At 69.8% G+C, this 16315-nt stretch carries 18 protein-coding genes; 3 read left to right on the plus strand and 15 right to left on the minus strand.

Translation table 11 applies throughout. The features are described from left to right. Nucleotide 1: 1 nt before the first annotated feature. The 9 genes from AC1Q7O_RS06060 to AC1Q7O_RS06100 all read right to left on the minus strand — a co-directional run bounded on the left by AC1Q7O_RS06060 (nucleotide 2) and on the right by AC1Q7O_RS06100 (nucleotide 8692). Nucleotides 2-592: a hypothetical protein gene (locus tag AC1Q7O_RS06060; RefSeq protein ID WP_492660172.1), complete on the minus strand. Its 591-nt coding sequence runs from the start codon at nucleotides 590-592 to the stop codon at nucleotides 2-4. Between the two features lie 10 nt (nucleotides 593-602). Next, nucleotides 603-1262: a ribose-5-phosphate isomerase RpiA gene (rpiA, locus tag AC1Q7O_RS06065; protein ID WP_492660171.1), complete on the minus strand. Its 660-nt coding sequence runs from the start codon at nucleotides 1260-1262 to the stop codon at nucleotides 603-605. A 49-nt stretch (nucleotides 1263-1311) separates the two neighbouring features. Beyond that, nucleotides 1312-3075 carry a glycoside hydrolase family 16 protein gene (locus AC1Q7O_RS06070; RefSeq protein ID WP_492660170.1) on the minus strand — a complete coding sequence of 588 codons (1764 nt, stop codon included), beginning with the start codon at nucleotides 3073-3075 and terminating at the stop codon, nucleotides 1312-1314. A 5-nt stretch (nucleotides 3076-3080) separates the two neighbouring features. After that, nucleotides 3081-3689, minus strand: a complete 609-nt coding sequence (locus AC1Q7O_RS06075; RefSeq protein ID WP_492660169.1) for a PEP-CTERM sorting domain-containing protein — start codon at nucleotides 3687-3689, stop codon at nucleotides 3081-3083. A 20-nt stretch (nucleotides 3690-3709) separates the two neighbouring features. Further along, complete coding sequence (locus AC1Q7O_RS06080; protein WP_492660168.1) at nucleotides 3710-4378, minus strand: PEP-CTERM sorting domain-containing protein; 669 nt, start codon at nucleotides 4376-4378, stop codon at nucleotides 3710-3712. A 199-nt stretch (nucleotides 4379-4577) separates the two neighbouring features. Then, nucleotides 4578-6059 carry a carotenoid oxygenase family protein gene (locus AC1Q7O_RS06085; protein WP_492660167.1) on the minus strand — a complete coding sequence of 494 codons (1482 nt, stop codon included), beginning with the start codon at nucleotides 6057-6059 and terminating at the stop codon, nucleotides 4578-4580. A 10-nt stretch (nucleotides 6060-6069) separates the two neighbouring features. Beyond that, nucleotides 6070-6501, minus strand: coding sequence for a DUF2141 domain-containing protein (locus tag AC1Q7O_RS06090; RefSeq protein WP_492660166.1), 432 nt, complete (start codon nucleotides 6499-6501; stop codon nucleotides 6070-6072). Between the two features lie 115 nt (nucleotides 6502-6616). After that, the gene (locus AC1Q7O_RS06095; protein ID WP_492660165.1) at nucleotides 6617-7738 is read right to left on the minus strand and encodes a 3-deoxy-7-phosphoheptulonate synthase; all 1122 of its coding nucleotides are present in this window, start codon (nucleotides 7736-7738) and stop codon (nucleotides 6617-6619) included. A 30-nt stretch (nucleotides 7739-7768) separates the two neighbouring features. Then, nucleotides 7769-8692: a DMT family transporter gene (locus AC1Q7O_RS06100; protein ID WP_492660164.1), complete on the minus strand. Its 924-nt coding sequence runs from the start codon at nucleotides 8690-8692 to the stop codon at nucleotides 7769-7771. Between the two features lie 102 nt (nucleotides 8693-8794). Between AC1Q7O_RS06100 and AC1Q7O_RS06105 the strand changes: the two genes are divergently transcribed. Genes AC1Q7O_RS06105 through AC1Q7O_RS06115 form a run of 3 tightly spaced genes read left to right on the plus strand, consistent with a single transcriptional unit; the run spans nucleotide 8795 to nucleotide 11303 of the window. Further along, nucleotides 8795-9748: a LysR family transcriptional regulator gene (locus AC1Q7O_RS06105; protein WP_492660163.1), complete on the plus strand. Its 954-nt coding sequence runs from the start codon at nucleotides 8795-8797 to the stop codon at nucleotides 9746-9748. Nucleotides 9749-9762: 14 nt separating this feature from the next. Further along, entirely contained in the window at nucleotides 9763-10803 is a 1041-nt protein-coding gene (locus AC1Q7O_RS06110) for a quinone-dependent dihydroorotate dehydrogenase (protein WP_492660162.1), read from the plus strand. Nucleotides 10804-10814: 11 nt separating this feature from the next. Next, a complete protein-coding gene (locus AC1Q7O_RS06115) occupies nucleotides 10815-11303 on the plus strand; it encodes an outer membrane protein assembly factor BamE (protein WP_492660161.1) in 489 nt (162 codons plus the stop codon). A gap of 93 nt (nucleotides 11304-11396) precedes the next feature. On the opposite strand, the gene AC1Q7O_RS06120 is transcribed toward AC1Q7O_RS06115, so the two are convergent. The 6 genes from AC1Q7O_RS06120 to AC1Q7O_RS06145 all read right to left on the minus strand — a co-directional run bounded on the left by AC1Q7O_RS06120 (nucleotide 11397) and on the right by AC1Q7O_RS06145 (nucleotide 16278). Next, entirely contained in the window at nucleotides 11397-11870 is a 474-nt protein-coding gene (locus tag AC1Q7O_RS06120; protein WP_492660160.1) for an FxDxF family PEP-CTERM protein, read from the minus strand. A gap of 209 nt (nucleotides 11871-12079) precedes the next feature. Then, entirely contained in the window at nucleotides 12080-14440 is a 2361-nt protein-coding gene (gene parC / locus AC1Q7O_RS06125; protein ID WP_492660159.1) for a DNA topoisomerase IV subunit A, read from the minus strand. Further along, a complete protein-coding gene (locus tag AC1Q7O_RS06130; protein WP_492660158.1) occupies nucleotides 14437-15093 on the minus strand; it encodes a lytic transglycosylase domain-containing protein in 657 nt (218 codons plus the stop codon). Before AC1Q7O_RS06130 ends, parC begins: the two co-directional genes overlap by 4 nt. Further along, nucleotides 15090-15617, minus strand: coding sequence for a GNAT family N-acetyltransferase (locus tag AC1Q7O_RS06135; RefSeq protein WP_492660157.1), 528 nt, complete (start codon nucleotides 15615-15617; stop codon nucleotides 15090-15092). Before AC1Q7O_RS06135 ends, AC1Q7O_RS06130 begins: the two co-directional genes overlap by 4 nt. Beyond that, nucleotides 15614-16030 (minus strand): PIN domain-containing protein, encoded by a 417-nt coding sequence (locus AC1Q7O_RS06140; protein WP_492660156.1) that lies wholly within the window; start codon nucleotides 16028-16030, stop codon nucleotides 15614-15616. Before AC1Q7O_RS06140 ends, AC1Q7O_RS06135 begins: the two co-directional genes overlap by 4 nt. Beyond that, nucleotides 16027-16278, minus strand: a complete 252-nt coding sequence (locus AC1Q7O_RS06145) for an AbrB/MazE/SpoVT family DNA-binding domain-containing protein (RefSeq protein WP_492660155.1) — start codon at nucleotides 16276-16278, stop codon at nucleotides 16027-16029. The genes AC1Q7O_RS06140 and AC1Q7O_RS06145 overlap by 4 nt, the downstream gene beginning before the upstream one ends. Nucleotides 16279-16315 lie beyond the last annotated feature (37 nt).

Genomic DNA, 16315 nt, shown 5'->3' on the forward strand with positions numbered 1-16315 from the left:
CTCAGTCCTTCGGCGGGGCGCCTGCGGGCGCCCCCTGCTGCAGGTGGCCGGCCTTGCGGCCTCGGGCGGGGTACCAGACCTCGCGCTCCACCCAGTGCCGCAGCCGGCCCGCGCGGTCATCGCGCAGCTCGCCCAGCCAGGCCAGCGCCACGTCGTCGAGCACGTAGATGCCATCGCGCTGCTGGCGCACGCCCTCGGGCCAGCGGCGGCGCAACGACACGGCCGGCATGGGAGCTCCCAGCGCCGTCGTGAGGTCGTCCAGCGCCAGCCAGCGCTGGCGCAGCAGCTCGTCGTCCTCGACACGGATGCGGTGGCCCTTGAACTGGTAGAAGCGGCCTTCCACCGGCCGGAACGCCAGGCCCCGCAAGGCCCGCCACGTCGTGGCGCCCAGCGCCACCAGGTCCGGCGCCAGCGCCTGGCCCAGTGCACGCATGACGACGAGGATGCCCAGCAGCAGGCCGGGCATGCCGCCCACCCACCACCACAGCAGCCCGGCGATCACGCCGCCTATCGACAGCTTGAACAGCACGCTGCGCCACCAGTGGTGGCGCTCATGCGCGGCGGCGTCGAAGCCGAAGGGCTGGCGCGACACGCGGCGGGGTTCAGAAGGTCAGCGTCTTCACACCGCCGGCGCCACCCAGCAAGCAGACCTGCGCCTTGTTGCGCGCGAACACGCCCACCGTGACGACGCCGGGCCACTGGCTGACCTCGGCCTCGAAGGCCAGCGGGTCGGTGATGGACAGGCCCGTCACGTCGAGGATGTGGCCGCCGTTGTCGGTGACGACGCCGGCACGCACGGTGGCCACGCCGCCGAGCCTGGCGAAGCGGCGCGTCAGCTGCGCCGCAGCCATCGGGATGATCTCGACCGGCAGCGGGAACTTGCCCAGCACGGGCACGAGCTTGGATTCGTCGGCGATGCAGACGAACTTGCTCGCAAGGTCGGCGACGATCTTCTCGCGCGTCAGCGCCGCGCCGCCGCCCTTGACCATGAAGCCGTTGCCGTCGATCTCGTCCGCGCCGTCGATGTAGACGGTGAGGCTGGTCACCTCGGCGGCGTCCAGCACGGGAATGCCTGCTTTCAGCAGCCGCTGCGTGGAGCGCTCCGAGCTGGAGACGGCCCCGGCGACTTTGACGCCGCTGGCGGCCAGCGCGTCGATGAAGCAGTCCACCGTAGAGCCGGTGCCGACGCCGACGATCTGGCCCGGGGTGACGTAGTCGACCGCGGCGCGGCCGACGAGTTGTTTGAGCTGGTCTTGGTTCATGCCGCGATTTTGGCGGATGGGCGGCAACGCCACCCATCCGCACCGTCGGCTACCGGATGACCACCTTGGCCGTCGCCGAGTCGGTCGCCACCTGGCGCTGGGTGTCCCAGGCCGTGAAGCGGTACTCGACGACGTCGCCCTTCTTCAGGCCCCCGGCCGTGTAGCGGCTGGTGCTGCCGTCCTGGCGCATGCGCACGCTCTGCAGCTCACCGCCGTTGACGCTGTAGTGCACGTCCACCCAGCCCGAGGCGGTGGCCGCGAACGCCAGCGTCGTGGCGCCGGTCTGCGTGGCGCTGGATGCGCCGGCCACGGCCGGTGCGGCGGTCGCGGCCGCGGCGACAGCCACCTTCTGCGTGGTGCCGGTGCCGGAGTCCCAGACGATGTCGTCGAACGCCATCTGGAACGTCGCGCCCGGGTTGAAGCCATCCACGCTGAGGAACTCGAACAGCGAGTTCATGGACTGCAGCGCCACCAGCGGGCCGGCGATCTCGGCCACCGGGATGGTGGCGGTGCCCCACTCGCCGTTGCGCACCAGGCCGTAGGCCGTGGTGTTGGCGGGGAAGGTCACCCAGCCGTGGTTGGTGTAGTTGTCCAGGATGCCGATCTTGAACGCGACGTTGGCGGGCGCCTTGATCTTGAGCTTGATGTTGCCGCCGCGGAAGCCGCTCATGTCATGCGCCTGGCGCGACGCCACGGCGCCGCCGAACCACTGCCCGGGAGCGAAGTAGTTCAGCGCCAGCACGTTGGCACCCTCGAACGGCGGGATGCTGCCGCCGCTCATGGAGCCGGTGTTCCAGATGTAGAAGTCCGCCGACGTGCCCAGCGCCTGGCCGTTGTTGACCGGCGTGTTGTCGGTGAAGACGCCGAACTTGCCGACCTCCTGCGTGATGCCCACGCCCAGCTTGACCTCGCCCTTGCCGTCCAGCTCGTAGACGCGCACGTAGTCCACGTAGGTCACGGCCGGCAGCGGCGCGGTGACCTGCGCGGGCGTGGCGGCCGGCGTGAAGTTGCCGCCCACGGCCATGTTCAACAGCAGGTAGAACGGCTCCTGCAGCGCAGGCGAGCCGACCGTGGAGATGGGCGCCTTGTACATGTCCAGCTCGCGGCCGTTGTCCACCAGCGTGAAGCGGATCTGCGTGTCGGTCCAGTACAGGCGGTACAGCACGAAGCGGTTGGCCAGCGAGCGCGTCGGCGTGACCCAGTTCTTGGTCTGCCACGCGGTGGAGGCCGCGCAGCTCTCGTTGCCGGGCACGCAGGCGGCTTCGGCCCAGGTGATGACGTTGGCGCCGACGAACTGGTCCGGCGACACGGCCGGCAGGCCGGCGGGCTGGCGGCCGCCCATCTCCATGATGTCGATCTCGCCCTTGCGCGGCCAGGGTTGCAGCGTGGTGCCCAGCATCCACGCGGCCGGCCACAGGCCCACGCCGACCTTGGGCGTGGCCATGCGGACCTCGACCATGCCGTACTTCACCTGCACCTTGCCGGCGGTGTCGACCTTGCCGGACGTGAACTGGTTGCTGCCGACGGTCTCGCGCCGGGCCGTGATGGCCAGCGCGCGCGTGCCAGGCTCGAACGGGACGTTGACGATGCTGAGGTTGTTGGGGCTGTAGGTCTGCAGCTCCTGGTTGCCGTAGCCGCACAGGCCGATCTGGCAGCCATTGCCGTCATAGGTCGCCCAGACCTTGCCGTCGAGGGTGGCGCCGTTGAATTCGTCGGACCAGAGCAGCTTGCCGATGACGGGGCTGGTGACGCTGGCGGAGGCGGCGGTCGTGGCGGCCAGCAGCAGGCCGCCGATGAGGTGTTGAAGCTTCATGGCGTTCATCCTTGTTGGCTGGCCTTGCGGCGGGCGGTGGCGGCGAGCAGCAGGCCGCCGGCGAACATCAGGCCCCAGGTGGCGGGCTCGGGCACGGCGCTGGTGACGGTGATGCGCGTGGCGGGCGCGCCGGTGAAGCCGCTGGTGACGGCCTGCCAGGTGCCGCCGGCGGTGTAGGCCCAGGCGGCGCTGGGCGTGTCGGTGCCGCTCTGCCATTGGCCGCCGAAGTCGTCGTCGGCGCGGGCCACCAGCCAGTAGCTGCCGGCGGCCAGGTTCCAGCCGGTGGGCGACAGGCTGCTGTTGGCGACCGGGTCGGTCAGGTGGGTGCTGTAGAGCCAGCTGGCGCCCATGGGCACGCTGCCGCTGCGCGCCTGGATGCCGACGGTGACGCCACCGAAGCCGTCGATGGACGTCAGGATGGACTGGATGGTGGCGGCGCTGGCGAGGTCGAAGGCAACGGCCAGGTTCGTGTCAGCATTCAGCAGCGAGGCATTGCCGAACGGGTCTTCACCGACGGGATAGGTGTCAACGACGACGGTGCCGGCGGCGGCAGCGTGGGCAGCGAGGCCGGCGAACAGCAGCGCGGCACAGGTCTTGGAAAGCAGATGGGTCATGGGACGTCTCCTTTGAGGGCTCAGGCGCGGCGGCGGCGGGCGATGGCGCCGACGACGCCGAGGCCGGCGATCAGCAGCGCGTAGGTCTCGGGCTCGGGCACCGGCGCGGTGGTCAGCGTGAGCTGCACGTCGTCGATGTAGACCGCGTTGACGCGGCCATCCAGCAACGGCCCGACCGCCGTGTTCAGCAGAAGGAAGACGGCCTTGGTGCCGGTGGGAATGGCGGCGGCCTGGAAGCTGATCTGCGTCCAGCCGCTGCTGTTGATGTCGCTCTGGAAGAACTGCAGACCGCTGTCGTACAGCACGTTGCCCGTCTCGCCCATGTAGCTGAGTCCAAACTTCACGTTGCCGGTGGGGCTGACGTCGCCCTTGGCCCAGAAGCTCAGCACGGGCGTGTCACCCACGTTGGCGGCCGTCAGCGCAGCCAGGCCGCCGTGGGCCACCGAGTCCTGCAGCAGCCCGGAGCCGCCGAAGCCGCCCGGCACGCTCAGCAGCACCGAGTGGGCGCCGGTGTGGGCGACGTTGGACAGCGTCGCCGGCACGGAGTCCGCTCCCACCCAGCCCACCGGTTGGTTGGCGCTGTTGACGGTCTCGAAGCCGCCGTTGGCAACGCCATTGGTCGTCGCCGCACCGGCCGTGCCGGCCAGCAGAAGGGTCGCGATGGCCGCATGGGCCTTCAGATTCAGCATGTCGTCTCCTGGGTTCTACGTTGGGGATGCATCCCGAACGAGGCGGCGACGTACAGCTGCCGGGCGCCCGTCCGCACAAACTGAAAGCGCTTTCTGAAAGCGCTTTCAATGGCGACGGCGACCATAGGCCCGCGGCTGGCGGGCTGTCAATGCGGTGTGCCCTGAGCCGGCGCGCGAACGCCCGGTTCAGGGGACAGGGTCAGCCCTGATAGAACCGGCCGTGGAAGCCGTAGGGCACGGCATACGGCAGCCAGGCGCGCGCCAGCGGGCCGTCGGCCAGGCGCTGCGCGTCGAACACGCTGAGGAAGCTGCGGCGGCGGCGCACGTCGTAGCCCATGCCGACGAGCCAGCCCTCCCCTTCCTTCGTGCTGCCGGGCTTGGGCACCAGCACATGCTCCTCGGCGACGACGTCGTCGCCGAAGCTGAAGCGCTGGCGTGCGCCGCTGTCGATGTCCAGCCGCATCAGCCCGTTGAAGCCCCAGCGCGCGCCGGTGTCCACGGCGGTGGGGTACCAGACGAAGCGGTGCCGCTGCGCGACGACGCGCGGGTCGACGACGGGAAACTCGACCGCCTCGCTGCGCGCTGCCACGTTCAAGCGGCCGGTCTGCAGATTGATCTCCAGCACGCGCGGCGTGGACACGTCCCGCGTCGTGCGCTCGCCGCGCATGATCTGCTCCGCCCCCGCGTTGAACTCCGGCAGCGGCACGCCTTGCACATAGTCCACGCGCAGCAGCCGGCCGTCGTCCCAGGCGTTGCCGAAGTGGAAGACATGGCAGGCCGGCATCTCGAAGACGCGGCGCTTCGTGAAGTCCGCCTTGTCGACGACCAGCACGCGCGTCGGGTCGTTGGCGCCCCAGCGCATCGCCGCCAGCATGGACTGCCCGGCGCGCACGGCGGCCCAGTCCATCGTGACGGGCGCGAGCAGGAACACCAGGTGGCGCTGCGACACGGCGAAGTCATGCAGCATCGCCGGCGCGGCCACGTCCAGCATGGCGTGCCGCCGCACCTGACCATCGGCGCCGATCTCGTAGACCACCAGCCGGCCGTTGGCCATGCCGAAATTCCACACCGTGCCGTCCGGCTCCACCTTGGGGTGCGCCGAGAACGGCATGCCGCGCAACTCGTCGGACCACGCCTTCACGCCGCGCGTGGCCAGCGTGGCCGGGTCCAGCTCGTAGGCGCTGCCGCCTTCCCACAGCGCGTACAGCGCATCGCCCTGCAGCAGCACGCTGGTGTTGGCCGCATTGACGCTGTCGGGCCCGCGCACCGGGCGCTCGGCGGGGATGGCGGTGCCGAAGGCCGGCAGCAGGAAGCGGCCGGCTTCCTGCTCGGCGCGGAACTTTTCGGTCTGCACGAAGCGCGCGCGGTGGCTGGCGCGGCCGCCCTGCAGCGTCCACGACTGCAGCAGCCCGTCGCCGTCGAACCAGTGCCGGTAACGCTGGCCGGCACGCTGCATCAGGCCGGGGCCGTTGCGGAAGTAGCGCCCGCTCAGGCCGGCGGGCAGGCGGCCTTCGATGGCGACGTTGGCGGCATCCAGGCCTTCACCGTCCAGGCCGCGCAGCGGCGCGAGCTCGGGCGCGTCGGCCGCAAAACCATCGGCCGGCAGGCCCAGCGCCAACACTTCGGGGCTGAGGCCACCGGCCAGCAGCGCGGCCAGCAGGGAACGGCGCGTCGTGCTCATGGCGGGCCCCTCAGTTCAGGCGAATCTTGACCGGCGCGCCGGCCGCCGGCGTCAGCACCGCCTGCTCGAACTTCGGCGGGCCAAAGTTGCCGACGGCGTTGTTGGAGAAGCCGTAGGGCTCGGTCGGGATGCCCATGCCGTTCATGTCCAGCCGGCCGTTGGCGTTGACGTCGTGGACGACGGTGAGTGCCAGCGGTCCGTCCGGCAGGTCCTTCAGCACGACGGTCAGCTTGCCGTCGACCAGCGCGTCAGCGGGGAAGCGCCGGCCGCTGGCGGGCTTGGTCAGCCAGTTGCCGGCCTCGGTGAACACGCCCACCAGCAGCGTCGAGCCGGCGGCGCGGCCGGCGTCCACGCCTTCCACTTCCAGCGTGATGTCCGCCGCGTGGCTGCACAGCGGCAGCAGCGCGGAAAGGGCGGCGGTGGCCAGGGTCTGTTTCTTCATCGCGATCTCCAGGTTCAGCGGTTGGGATGGGCTGAATGATGGAAACCGCGCCGCCGCGGCGCGAGCGCGCTGCGACAGGTAGCGAATCGCGGGCGCCAACGGCGCCCAGGCGGTGTCAGCCGCGGCGCGTGCGCACGGCCGCAGCCAGTTCGCGCAGCAGTGGCTCGGTCTGGGCCCAGCCCAGGCAGGCGTCGGTGATGGACACGCCGGGCTTCAGGTCGGCCCGGGTCTGGCCGTCGGCCAGGTCTTGCCGGCCCGGCTGCAGGTGGCTCTCGATCATCACGCCGGTGATGCGCGCATCGCCGCCGGCGATCTGCCCCGCCACGTCGCGGCCCACGTCCACCTGGCGCTCGTACTTTTTGCTGGAGTTGGCGTGCGAGAAGTCGATCATGACCTGCTCGCGCAGGCCCGAGGCCTTCAGCGCCTCGCAGGCCGCGTTGACCGAAGGCGCGTCGTAGTTGGGCGCCTTGCCGCCGCGCAGGATGACGTGGCAGTCCTCGTTGCCGCGCGTCTCGAAGATGGCGGCCGTGCCCATCTTGGTCATGCCCATGAAGGCGTGCGCGCTGCTGGCGGCCAGCACGGCGTCGCTGGCGACCTTGATGCCGCCGTCGGTGCCGTTCTTGAAGCCCACCGGGCAGGACAATCCCGACGCCAGCTGGCGGTGGCTCTGGCTCTCGGTCGTGCGCGCGCCGATGGCGCCCCAGGCGATCAGGTCGGAGATGTACTGCGGCGACAGCAGGTCCAGGAACTCGGTGCCGGCCGGCAGGCCCAGCGCGGCCACGTCCAGCAGCAGCTGGCGCGCCAGGCGCAGGCCCTCGTTCATGTGGAAGCTGCCGTCCAGGCGCGGGTCGTTGATGTAGCCCTTCCAGCCCACCGTCGTGCGCGGCTTCTCGAAGTAGACGCGCATGACGATGAGCAGGTCCCGGCTCAGTTCGTCGCGGGCCACCAACAGCCGCCGCGCGTAGTCCATCGCCTGGTCGTGGTCGTGGATGGAGCACGGGCCCACGATGACCAGCAGCCGGTCGTCGCGGCCGTGCAGCACGTCGCTGATCTCCTGGCGGGCGCGCTCCACCAGCTCCAGCGTGGCGTCGGGGATGGGCAGCTCTTCCAGCAGCAGCGCCGGGCTGATCAGCGCGCGCACGGCGCCGATGCGGGTGTCGTCGGTGCGCGTGGTGTCGCGCGTGGCATCACGGGAACCGGCTTCGCGGTCGTGCGCAGGGTCGTCCAGGGGTTTCATGATCGGGGGCTCCAGAGAACCCCTTGATTGTCACTTCTTGGCCGCGGCGAAGCAGACCGCCAGTGCCGAGACCCCGAAGCCGGCCAGCGCCAGCGGTGCTAGCCGCTCGCCCAGCAGCACGAAGCCCAGCAGCGCCGACACGCCGGGGATCAGGAAGAACAGCCGCGCCACCTGCCCGGCCTGGCCGCGCCGGATCATGAAGAACATCAGGCTGAAGGCGCCGATGGAGTTCACCAGGCCCAGCCACAGCCAGGCGCCGACGAGCTCGGGCGCCCAGTCGACGGCAAAGCCCTCGGCCGGCCCGGCGACGGCCGCCACGGCCAGCGTCGACACCGCCATCTGGATGCCGGCGCCGCTGCGCAGGTCCATGTGGGCGCAGAAGCGCTTCTGGTACAGCGTGCCGGCCACCAGGCCCAACAGGCCCAGGCCCGCAGCGGCATAGGCCGGCCAGGCGCCGTCCAGCGGCTTGTCGGCGATGACCAGCGCCACGCCGCCCAGCCCGCCGGCCAGGCCCAGCAGCTGCCAGCGGCTGACGCGCTCGGCCAGCCACAGGTGCGCGCCCAGTGCCGTCGCCAGCGGCATCAGCCCGATCAGCAGCCCGGCCACACCGGCGCTCAGCCCCCACTGCAGCGCGAAGTAGATGCAGGAGAAATGCAGCACCTGCATCAGCAGGCCGACGACCGCCAGGTGGCCCCAGCCCCGCGCGCGGCTGGGCCACGGCGCGCCGGTGAGCGCTGCGACGGTCAGCAGCACGACCGCCGCGAGCCCGAAGCGCAGCGTCAGCAGCGTCAGCGGCCCCGTGTGCGGCAGCGCCAGCTTTCCGGCCACGTAGCCGCTGCTCCACAGCAGGATGAACAACAGCGGCATGCTGGACGCGGCAATGGTGGCCAGCAACTGATCCCACCGGCTGGGCCGGAAGGATTGCGCCAGGCAGGGTGACAGGGTGGTGGACATGACGGCTCCTGGGACAGACAGGCCTGGACTCTAGGAATCGCGCCGTCGAGACACAATCCAGCGAAAAGTCGATTCAGAGTTTCCAAACGGAGCACAGTCACGATGGGCCGCCTCGAAGACCTGCAAGCCTTTGCCCGCGTCGTCGACGCGCGCGGTTTCTCCGGCGCCGCGCGGCTGCTGGGCACCACCAAGTCTGCCGTCAGCAAGCAGGTGGTGCGGCTGGAGGACCAGCTCGGCACCCGGCTGCTGCACCGCACGACCCGCAGCGTCAGCCCCACGGCCGAGGGCCGCGCCGTCTACGAGCGTGCGCTGCGGCTGCTGGATGACGCGCTGGCGCTGGAGACGGAGCTGGCCGGCCGCCGCGACGAGCCGCGCGGCGTGCTGCGGCTGTCGGTGTCCACGGCGTTCGGCAACCTGCAGTTCACGGCGCTGATGACCGAGTTCTGCGCGCGCCACCCGCAGATCGACGTCGTGCTGGGGCTGAACGACCGCTACGTCGACCTGGCCGAGGAAGGCTTCGACGTCGTGCTGCGGCTGACGCGCCAGCCGTCCGACGGGCTGGTCGCGCGGCGGCTGGCGGCCATCCGCTTCGTGCTGTGCGCGGCGCCGGCCTACCTCGCCGCCCACGGCGAGCCGCAAACGGTGGACGACATCGCCCGCCACCGCTGCCTGCGCTTCGGCTACCTGCAGTCGCCAGACCGCTGGCGCTTCCGCCATGCCGACCTGGGCGAGGTCGACGTGGAGACCCGTGGCGCGCTGCGCTTCGAGAGCGGGCTGACGGCCAACAGCAGCGAGAGCCTGCGCGTGGCCGCACTGGCCGGCATGGGCCTGGCCGTGCTGCCCACCTACGCCATCGGCGCCGACCTGCGCGCCGGCCGGCTGCAGGCCGTGCTGCCCGGCTGGCAGCCCGTCGGCGGCCTGGCCGATGCGGACACGCTGTACGCCGTCTACCTGCCCAACCGTCGTCAGGCGCCCAAGGTCCGGGCGCTGATCGACTTCATGCTCGAGAAGATGGGCGACGTGCCGCCGTGGGATCGCCCCGACGAGGCGCCCTGAGACAATCACGGGCTATGTCGCTGATCCCCTACGCCCTCGCCCGCCCCTTCCTGTTCGGCCTGGATGCCGAGCATGCGCATGAACTGACCCTGAACAGCATCGCCAAGCTGCAAAACACGCCCGCGCAGGCGCTGTGGTGCGGCGAGCGCGTCAGCGACCCGGTGACGCTGGCCGGCCTGCGCTTCCCGAACCGCATCGGCCTGGCCGCCGGCCTGGACAAGAACGGCCGCTGCATCGACGGCCTGGGTGCGATGGGCTTCGGCTTCATCGAGGTGGGCACCGTCACGCCCAAGGGCCAGCCCGGCAACGACAAGCCGCGCATGTTCCGCCTGCCCGAGGCGAACGCGCTGATCAACCGCCTGGGCTTCAACAACGAAGGGCTGCAGAGCTTCATCGCCAACGTGAAGCGCGCCCACAGCTTCCGCAAAGCCGGCGGCATCCTGGGCCTGAACATCGGCAAGAACGCCGCCACGCCCATCGAGAACGCGGCTGACGACTACCTGCTCGGCCTGGAAGGCGTGTTCCCCCACGCCGACTACATCACCGTCAACATCTCCAGCCCCAACACCAAGAACCTGCGCGCACTGCAGAGCGACGAGGCACTGGATGCGCTGCTGGGCGCACTGCAGGAACGCAAGCTCAAGCTGCAAGGCCAGAGCGGCCGCCAGGTGCCGATGTTCGTGAAGATCGCGCCCGACCTGGAGGAAGACCAGGTCGCCGTCATCGCGCAGACGCTGAAGGCCAACGGCATCGACGGTGTCATCGCGACGAACACCACCATCGCCCGTGACAAGGTGCAGGGCCTGGCCCACGCGAACGAAACAGGCGGCCTGTCGGGCGCGCCGGTGTTCGAGGCCAGCAACCGCGTCATCCGCCTGCTGCGCGCTGCGCTGCCGGCGGGCTACCCCATCATCGGCGTCGGCGGCGTGCTCAGCGGCGACGACGCGCGCGCCAAGATTGCCGCCGGCGCCGACCTCGTGCAGGTCTACACCGGCCTGATCTACAAGGGCCCGGCGCTGGTCAGCGACTGCGCCCGCGCGCTGGCCCGGCGCTGAAGGCACACACCATGCGCGTCGCCGCCCTCGCCCTCAGTGCCCTGCTGCTGGCCGGTTGCGCCACCGCGCCGAGGCTGGAGGCGGGCATCAGCCGCAGCGAGGATGTGCTGGCGGCCTACGGCCAGCCACGGCGGATCTGGCCCGAGGCCGACGGCGGCCGCACGCTGGAATATTCCAGCCAGCCCATGGGCCGGCACTGCCTCATGGTGAGGCTGGGCGCCGACGGCCGGGTGGTCAGCCTCGAAGACGGTCTGTCGGCCGCCAGCCGCGCCCGCATCGAGCCGGGCATGACGCCCGAGCAGGTCAGCCGCATCCTCGGCACGGAGCGCAGCCGCGTGTTCTTCCGCCTCAGCGGCGAGGACGTGTGGGACTGGACCGTCGAGCCGGACCAGATCGGCTACGGCCTGCGCTTCAACGTCCACTTCAAGGACGGTCGGGTCGTGCGCACCAGCCAGAGCATGGTCTTCCCCAACCGCCGCTTTCCCGGCCTGGACGACTGACGCCCCAAGAAAAACGCCCCGGCGCTTGTGGCGCCGAGGCGATCAGAGAGACGTTCACTCGCGGGGCCGTAAGACCCCGCAGACCCGCAAGGATCAGTCGTTGCGACGACGGCGCGAGGCCACGAAGCCGATGATGCCCAGGCCAGCACCCAGCAGGGCGTAGGTTTCGGGTTCCGGCACCGGAGCGGCGACGGCTGCCGACGACAGCGAATAGACGCCCAAGCCGTTGGTGGCACCGAACACGGAGTAGTAGTACGTGCCGGCACCCAGCGTGGCCACGTGGGTGGCACCCGGGTTGGCGCCGTAGTTCCAGCTGAACGCGGTGGCACTGTCGTCGGCATTGAAAATGCCGTACGAGCCAGGAGCGATGCCAAGCGCGCTGATCGAGCTGGTCAACGTGGTGGTCGAAGCCAGCGTGAAGGTGTACTTGTCCAGGAACAAGCTGGCAGTGACGGGAACGAGACCGCTGACTTCCAGCGGATCATGGGTGCCCCAGCTATAGGTGGCAGCCTGGCTGCTTAGGGCGGACAGGGCCACGACAGCGGCCGCAACGAACTTCAGTTTCATGGAACCTCCAAAACCGTTCTGCGTGAACGACAAGCAAATTGTGCACTGCAACCAAATCTTGCGAACTACGTCACGCTCCCAAGCCCTAGGGGGCTACCCCCTCGAATGAGTAGCCAGTTGTAAATGGTGGGAACCCTTGGTCATTTCGGCACTGGTTTGAGACAGTTTCACCAACTTGGTGCAAGGTTTTCCCGATTCAGGGGTCTGGTTCAAGCCACAGTCAGGCGGAGAACCTTTTGCAGCCCTTCCACCGGCCGACCTTTGCGAGCGCGTTTGCCAGCGTATGCCCCCAGCGACTGGTTCTTCAACACCTCTTCGCGGGGTTTGCCGCCGCGACCGCTGCCCTCCACACGCAGTTGCTGGGTGAAGCAGGCCAGCGACACCACGGTGTCCTTGTCTTCCAGGTCCATCAGCATCAGCCCCTTGCCGCCTTTGGGCTGGTGCTTGAGCTCGTCCAGCGGGAAGGTCAACAGCCGGCCCTGGGCGCTCAGCACGCCCAGTTGCAGCGCGACGGCATCGCCCGGCACGACGGCCAGCAGCGGCACTTCGCCGTCGTCCAGCGCCAGGAAGGTCTTGCCGGCCTTCTGTCGGCCCACCAGATCGCCGAGCTGGGCGATCAGGCCGTAACCGGTCGAGCCGGCGAACACGAGGCGCTGGCCGGGCGCGCCGGCGACATAGTGGGCGATCTGGGTGCCGGACTCGAGCTCGATCAGCGTCGTGATGGGCTGGCCATCGCCGCGGCCGCCGGGCAGCGCCGACACCGGCACCGAGTAGACCCGGCCATTGCTGCCCACGACGATGAGCGGATCGACGCTGCGGCAGCGGAACGCGCCCCACAGGCCGTCACCGGCCTTGAAGGTCTGGGCCGCCACGTCGACCTCGTGGCCCTTCAGCGCCCGCACCCAGCCCTTCTGGCTGACGATGACGGTGACGGGCTCGTCGACGATCTTCACCTCGGCGACAACGCGCTTCTCGGCCTGGATCAGCGTGCGGCGGTCGTCGCCGTACTGCTTGGCGTCGGCCTCGATTTCCTTGATGACCGTGCGGCGCAGCGCGCTGGTGCTGCCGAGGATGTCATGCAGCTTGGCCTGCTCGTCGCGCAGCTTGGACAACTCCTGCTCGATCTTGATGGCTTCCAGCCGCGCCAGCTGGCGCAGCCGGATTTCGAGGATGTCCTCGGCCTGGCGGTCGCTGAGGTTGAAGCGGGCGATCAGCGCTTCCTTGGGCTCGTCCGACTCGCGGATGATGCGGATCACCTCGTCGATGTTCAGCAGCACCAGTTGCCGGCCTTCGAGCACATGGATGCGCTCGTTGACCTTGGCCAGGCGGTGCTCGGTGCGGCGGCGCACCGTCGTCTGGCGGAAGCCCACCCACTCAGTCAGCACCTGGCGCAGGCTCTTCTGCGTCGGCCGGCCATCGTCGCCGATCATGGTCAGGTTGACCGGCGCGCTGCTTTCCAGGCTGGTGTGGGCCAGCAGCGCGTTGATCAGCTCTTGCTGACTCACTGTCCGGCTCTTCGGCTCGAAAACAATGCGCACCGCGGCGTCCTTGTCGGACTCATCGCGCTCCGTATCCAGCAACGCCTGGAAGACAGCCTTGAGCTGGAGTTGCTCCGGCGTCAACGTCTTCTTGCCAAGCTTGACCTTCGGATTCAGAAGTTCATCAACTTCTTCCAGAACCTTTTGAGCACTGACCCCGTGCGGCAGCTCGGTGACGACCAGCTGCCACTGGCCGCGGGCCAGGTCCTCGATCTTCCAGCGCGCGCGCACCTTGAGGCTGCCACGGCCGGACGTGTAGGCCGCGCGAATTTCCTCCGGCGCGCTGATGAGCTGACCGCCGCCGGGGAAATCCGGGCCGGGGATCAGCTCGAACAGCGAGTCGTCGGACAGCTGATCGTCCTTCAGCAGCGCGACGGCGGCCGCGGCCACCTCGCGCAGGTTGTGGCTGGGAATCTCCGTCGCCAGGCCCACGGCGATGCCGCTGGCGCCGTTCAGCAGCGCGAACGGCAGGCGCGCCGGCAGTTCGACGGGTTCCTGCGTCGTGCCGTCGTAGTTGGGCCGGAAGTCCACCGTGCCTTCGTCGATCTCGTCCAGCACGAGCCGGGCGATGGGGGCGAGGCGGGCTTCCGTGTACCGCATCGCGGCGGCACCGTCGCCGTCACGGCTGCCGAAGTTGCCGTGGCCGTCGATGAGCGGGTAGCGCAGCGAGAAGTCCTGCGCCATGCGCACCAGCGCGTCGTAGACCGACTGGTCGCCGTGCGGGTGGAAGCTGCCCAGCACGTCGCCGACGACCTTGGCGCCCTTGACGGGCTTGGCGCCGGAGTTGCCGCTCCAGCCCAGGCCCAGCCGGTGCATGGAGTACAGGATGCGGCGCTGCACGGGCTTCTGGCCGTCGGCATAGGACGGCAGCGCGCGGCCCTTGACGACGCTGAGCGCGTACTCGAGATAGGCCTGCTGCGCGTAGGCGGCCAGCGTCAGCGCGCTGGGATCGTCCTCCCCGCCGCTGCCGTTGCCGTTGGGGCCGCCGTCGTTGGGGCCGTTGAAGTCGATGGTGGTCTGTTCGGAACTCATGGATGCAAGGTCACACGCTGCGCACGGGCCGGCTGGCTCTGCTGCAGCAAGGCCCAGTACAGCTCGAGGACGAGATGCACATGGGCCTGGGTTTCGTCGATGTCGGGCACGCGGTTGCCGGCGCGGCGCACGGCGCCCTCACCGGCATTCCAGGCTGCCAGCGCGGCGTCGATGCGGCCGAAGCGGCGCATCAGGTCGGCCAGCATGCGCGCACCGGTGTGGATGTTGATGCGCGGCTCGATGAGCCGCGCAGCGTCGGCCGGCGTCGCGTAGCGGCTGGCCGTTTCGGGGGTGATCTGCATCAGGCCGGTGGCGCCGCGCGGCGACACGGCGTTGCGCTGGTAGCCGGACTCGACGGCGATGATCGCCTTCAGCAGGTCGGCGTCCACGCCATGCTTCTCGGCCGCCTCGCGCACCCAGGGCTGCACGGCCTTGACCTCGGGGGCGATGTCCAGCCAGTTCAGCAGCGCGAGGCCCGCGTCGGTCTTGCCTGGCACGCGCTGCATGCCGACGTTGCCGAGCACGGGCGTGAAGCGCGCATCCAGCTTGCGCGAGGCGAAATGGGCCACGCCGCTGGCGTCGACAAAGCCCCACAGCTCCGCACGCGCGGGCAACGCGACGGCCAGCAGCAGCAAGGTCAGCCAGCGCGTCATGCGGACTCCAGCCCCAGCGCGACACGCGCCTGGTACTCACGGTCGAGCAGCGACATGACGATCAGCGAGTCGTAGCCGTCGGCGCCTGCGCCGAGGACGCGCACGCTCTCGCGCAGCCGGCCCTCCTCGACAAAGCCTTCGCTGCGGTACAGCTCGAAGGCACGCGTGTTCAACGCCTTCACGTCCAGCCAGAAGCGGTGCGCCTTCAGCTGCGTGAACGCCATCGCCTTGAGCTGGCGCACCGCCGCGCGGCCCAGGCCGCGGCCCTTGGATTGCAGCACCAGGCGCTTGAGCTCGACGGAACCGTTGGGGTTGCGGCAGCCCTGCAGGATGACGAAGCCGATGCGTTCGAGCTGGTCGCCCTCTTCCACGATGAAGTGCCGCGAATCGGGAAAGCGGATCGCGCCCTCGTGCTGCGTGCGCTCCCACGGCGTGATGAAAGGCAGGTTGGCCCCGTCACGCTCGACAGAGACGACCCAGTCGAGATCCGACAGCATGGTGGGGCGAAGGCGCAAAGCGGTCATGCGGCCTCGAACGGGTTGACGAGGCGCAGGCCGTCGAACGCGCGGCCATGCTGCATGTCCTCGGTGTAGAGCGTTCGCGCCCCGGCACGCTGCGCGGCGGCGACGATCAGCGCGTCGTACCAGGACAGCTGGTGCAGCCGTGCCAGCAGCAGCGCCTCCTGATGCATCAGCAGGTCAAGCGGCACGACCTCGCAGTGCGCATGCACGACGGCCAGCACCGTCTCCACCGATTCCCAGTCGAAGCGGAACTTCCTGCGCAGCACCGACACCAGCTCGTTGAGCACCTGCACGCTGACGACACCGCCCTCGCGCAGCAGCGCACCCGCGCGCGCCGAGCGCTGCGGGTCGGCGGAGGCGATGTAGACCAGCACGTTGGTGTCGAAGAACACCGCCGGTGACAACGCAGGCCTCAACGCGCGCCCGCCTCGTCGCGGTCACGCGCATTGGCCTCGTCGCGGTCGAAGCGGAAATCCGCCGGCAGCTTCTCGCGCAGCGCATGCAGCCGCGCCCACAGCTCCTCGGTGCCCGGCGCGCGCTGCAGCGTCAGCTGGCCGTCGGCCGCCTTGATCTGCACCTCGTCGCCTTCCTGCAGGCCCATGGCTTCCACCACCGCCGCCGGCAGGCGCACGGCCAGGCTGTTGCCCCACTTCGCCACCTTCATGCTGCGCCTCTTGATATACGTCGTTGAGATTGTATAT

Source organism: Roseateles sp. GW823-FHT07B05 (assembly GCF_058794515.1).

What these genes read in the sequence shown, in the direction of transcription:
- rpiA (WP_492660171.1), bottom strand. Translation starts at nt 1,262, where the DNA reads ATGAACCAAGACCAGCTCAAACAACTCGTCGGCCGCGCCGCGGTCGAC.
- AC1Q7O_RS06070 (WP_492660170.1), bottom strand. Translation starts at nt 3,075, where the DNA reads ATGAAGCTTCAACACCTCATCGGCGGCCTGCTGCTGGCCGCCACGACC.
- AC1Q7O_RS06075 (WP_492660169.1), bottom strand. Translation starts at nt 3,689, where the DNA reads ATGACCCATCTGCTTTCCAAGACCTGTGCCGCGCTGCTGTTCGCCGGC.
- AC1Q7O_RS06080 (WP_492660168.1), bottom strand. Translation starts at nt 4,378, where the DNA reads ATGCTGAATCTGAAGGCCCATGCGGCCATCGCGACCCTTCTGCTGGCC.
- AC1Q7O_RS06085 (WP_492660167.1), bottom strand. Translation starts at nt 6,059, where the DNA reads ATGAGCACGACGCGCCGTTCCCTGCTGGCCGCGCTGCTGGCCGGTGGC.
- AC1Q7O_RS06090 (WP_492660166.1), bottom strand. Translation starts at nt 6,501, where the DNA reads ATGAAGAAACAGACCCTGGCCACCGCCGCCCTTTCCGCGCTGCTGCCG.
- AC1Q7O_RS06095 (WP_492660165.1), bottom strand. Translation starts at nt 7,738, where the DNA reads ATGAAACCCCTGGACGACCCTGCGCACGACCGCGAAGCCGGTTCCCGT.
- AC1Q7O_RS06100 (WP_492660164.1), bottom strand. Translation starts at nt 8,692, where the DNA reads ATGTCCACCACCCTGTCACCCTGCCTGGCGCAATCCTTCCGGCCCAGC.
- AC1Q7O_RS06105 (WP_492660163.1), top strand. Translation starts at nt 8,795, where the DNA reads ATGGGCCGCCTCGAAGACCTGCAAGCCTTTGCCCGCGTCGTCGACGCG.
- AC1Q7O_RS06110 (WP_492660162.1), top strand. Translation starts at nt 9,763, where the DNA reads ATGTCGCTGATCCCCTACGCCCTCGCCCGCCCCTTCCTGTTCGGCCTG.
- AC1Q7O_RS06115 (WP_492660161.1), top strand. Translation starts at nt 10,815, where the DNA reads ATGCGCGTCGCCGCCCTCGCCCTCAGTGCCCTGCTGCTGGCCGGTTGC.
- AC1Q7O_RS06120 (WP_492660160.1), bottom strand. Translation starts at nt 11,870, where the DNA reads ATGAAACTGAAGTTCGTTGCGGCCGCTGTCGTGGCCCTGTCCGCCCTA.
- parC (WP_492660159.1), bottom strand. Translation starts at nt 14,440, where the DNA reads ATGAGTTCCGAACAGACCACCATCGACTTCAACGGCCCCAACGACGGC.
- AC1Q7O_RS06130 (WP_492660158.1), bottom strand. Translation starts at nt 15,093, where the DNA reads ATGACGCGCTGGCTGACCTTGCTGCTGCTGGCCGTCGCGTTGCCCGCG.
- AC1Q7O_RS06135 (WP_492660157.1), bottom strand. Translation starts at nt 15,617, where the DNA reads ATGACCGCTTTGCGCCTTCGCCCCACCATGCTGTCGGATCTCGACTGG.
- AC1Q7O_RS06145 (WP_492660155.1), bottom strand. Translation starts at nt 16,278, where the DNA reads ATGAAGGTGGCGAAGTGGGGCAACAGCCTGGCCGTGCGCCTGCCGGCG.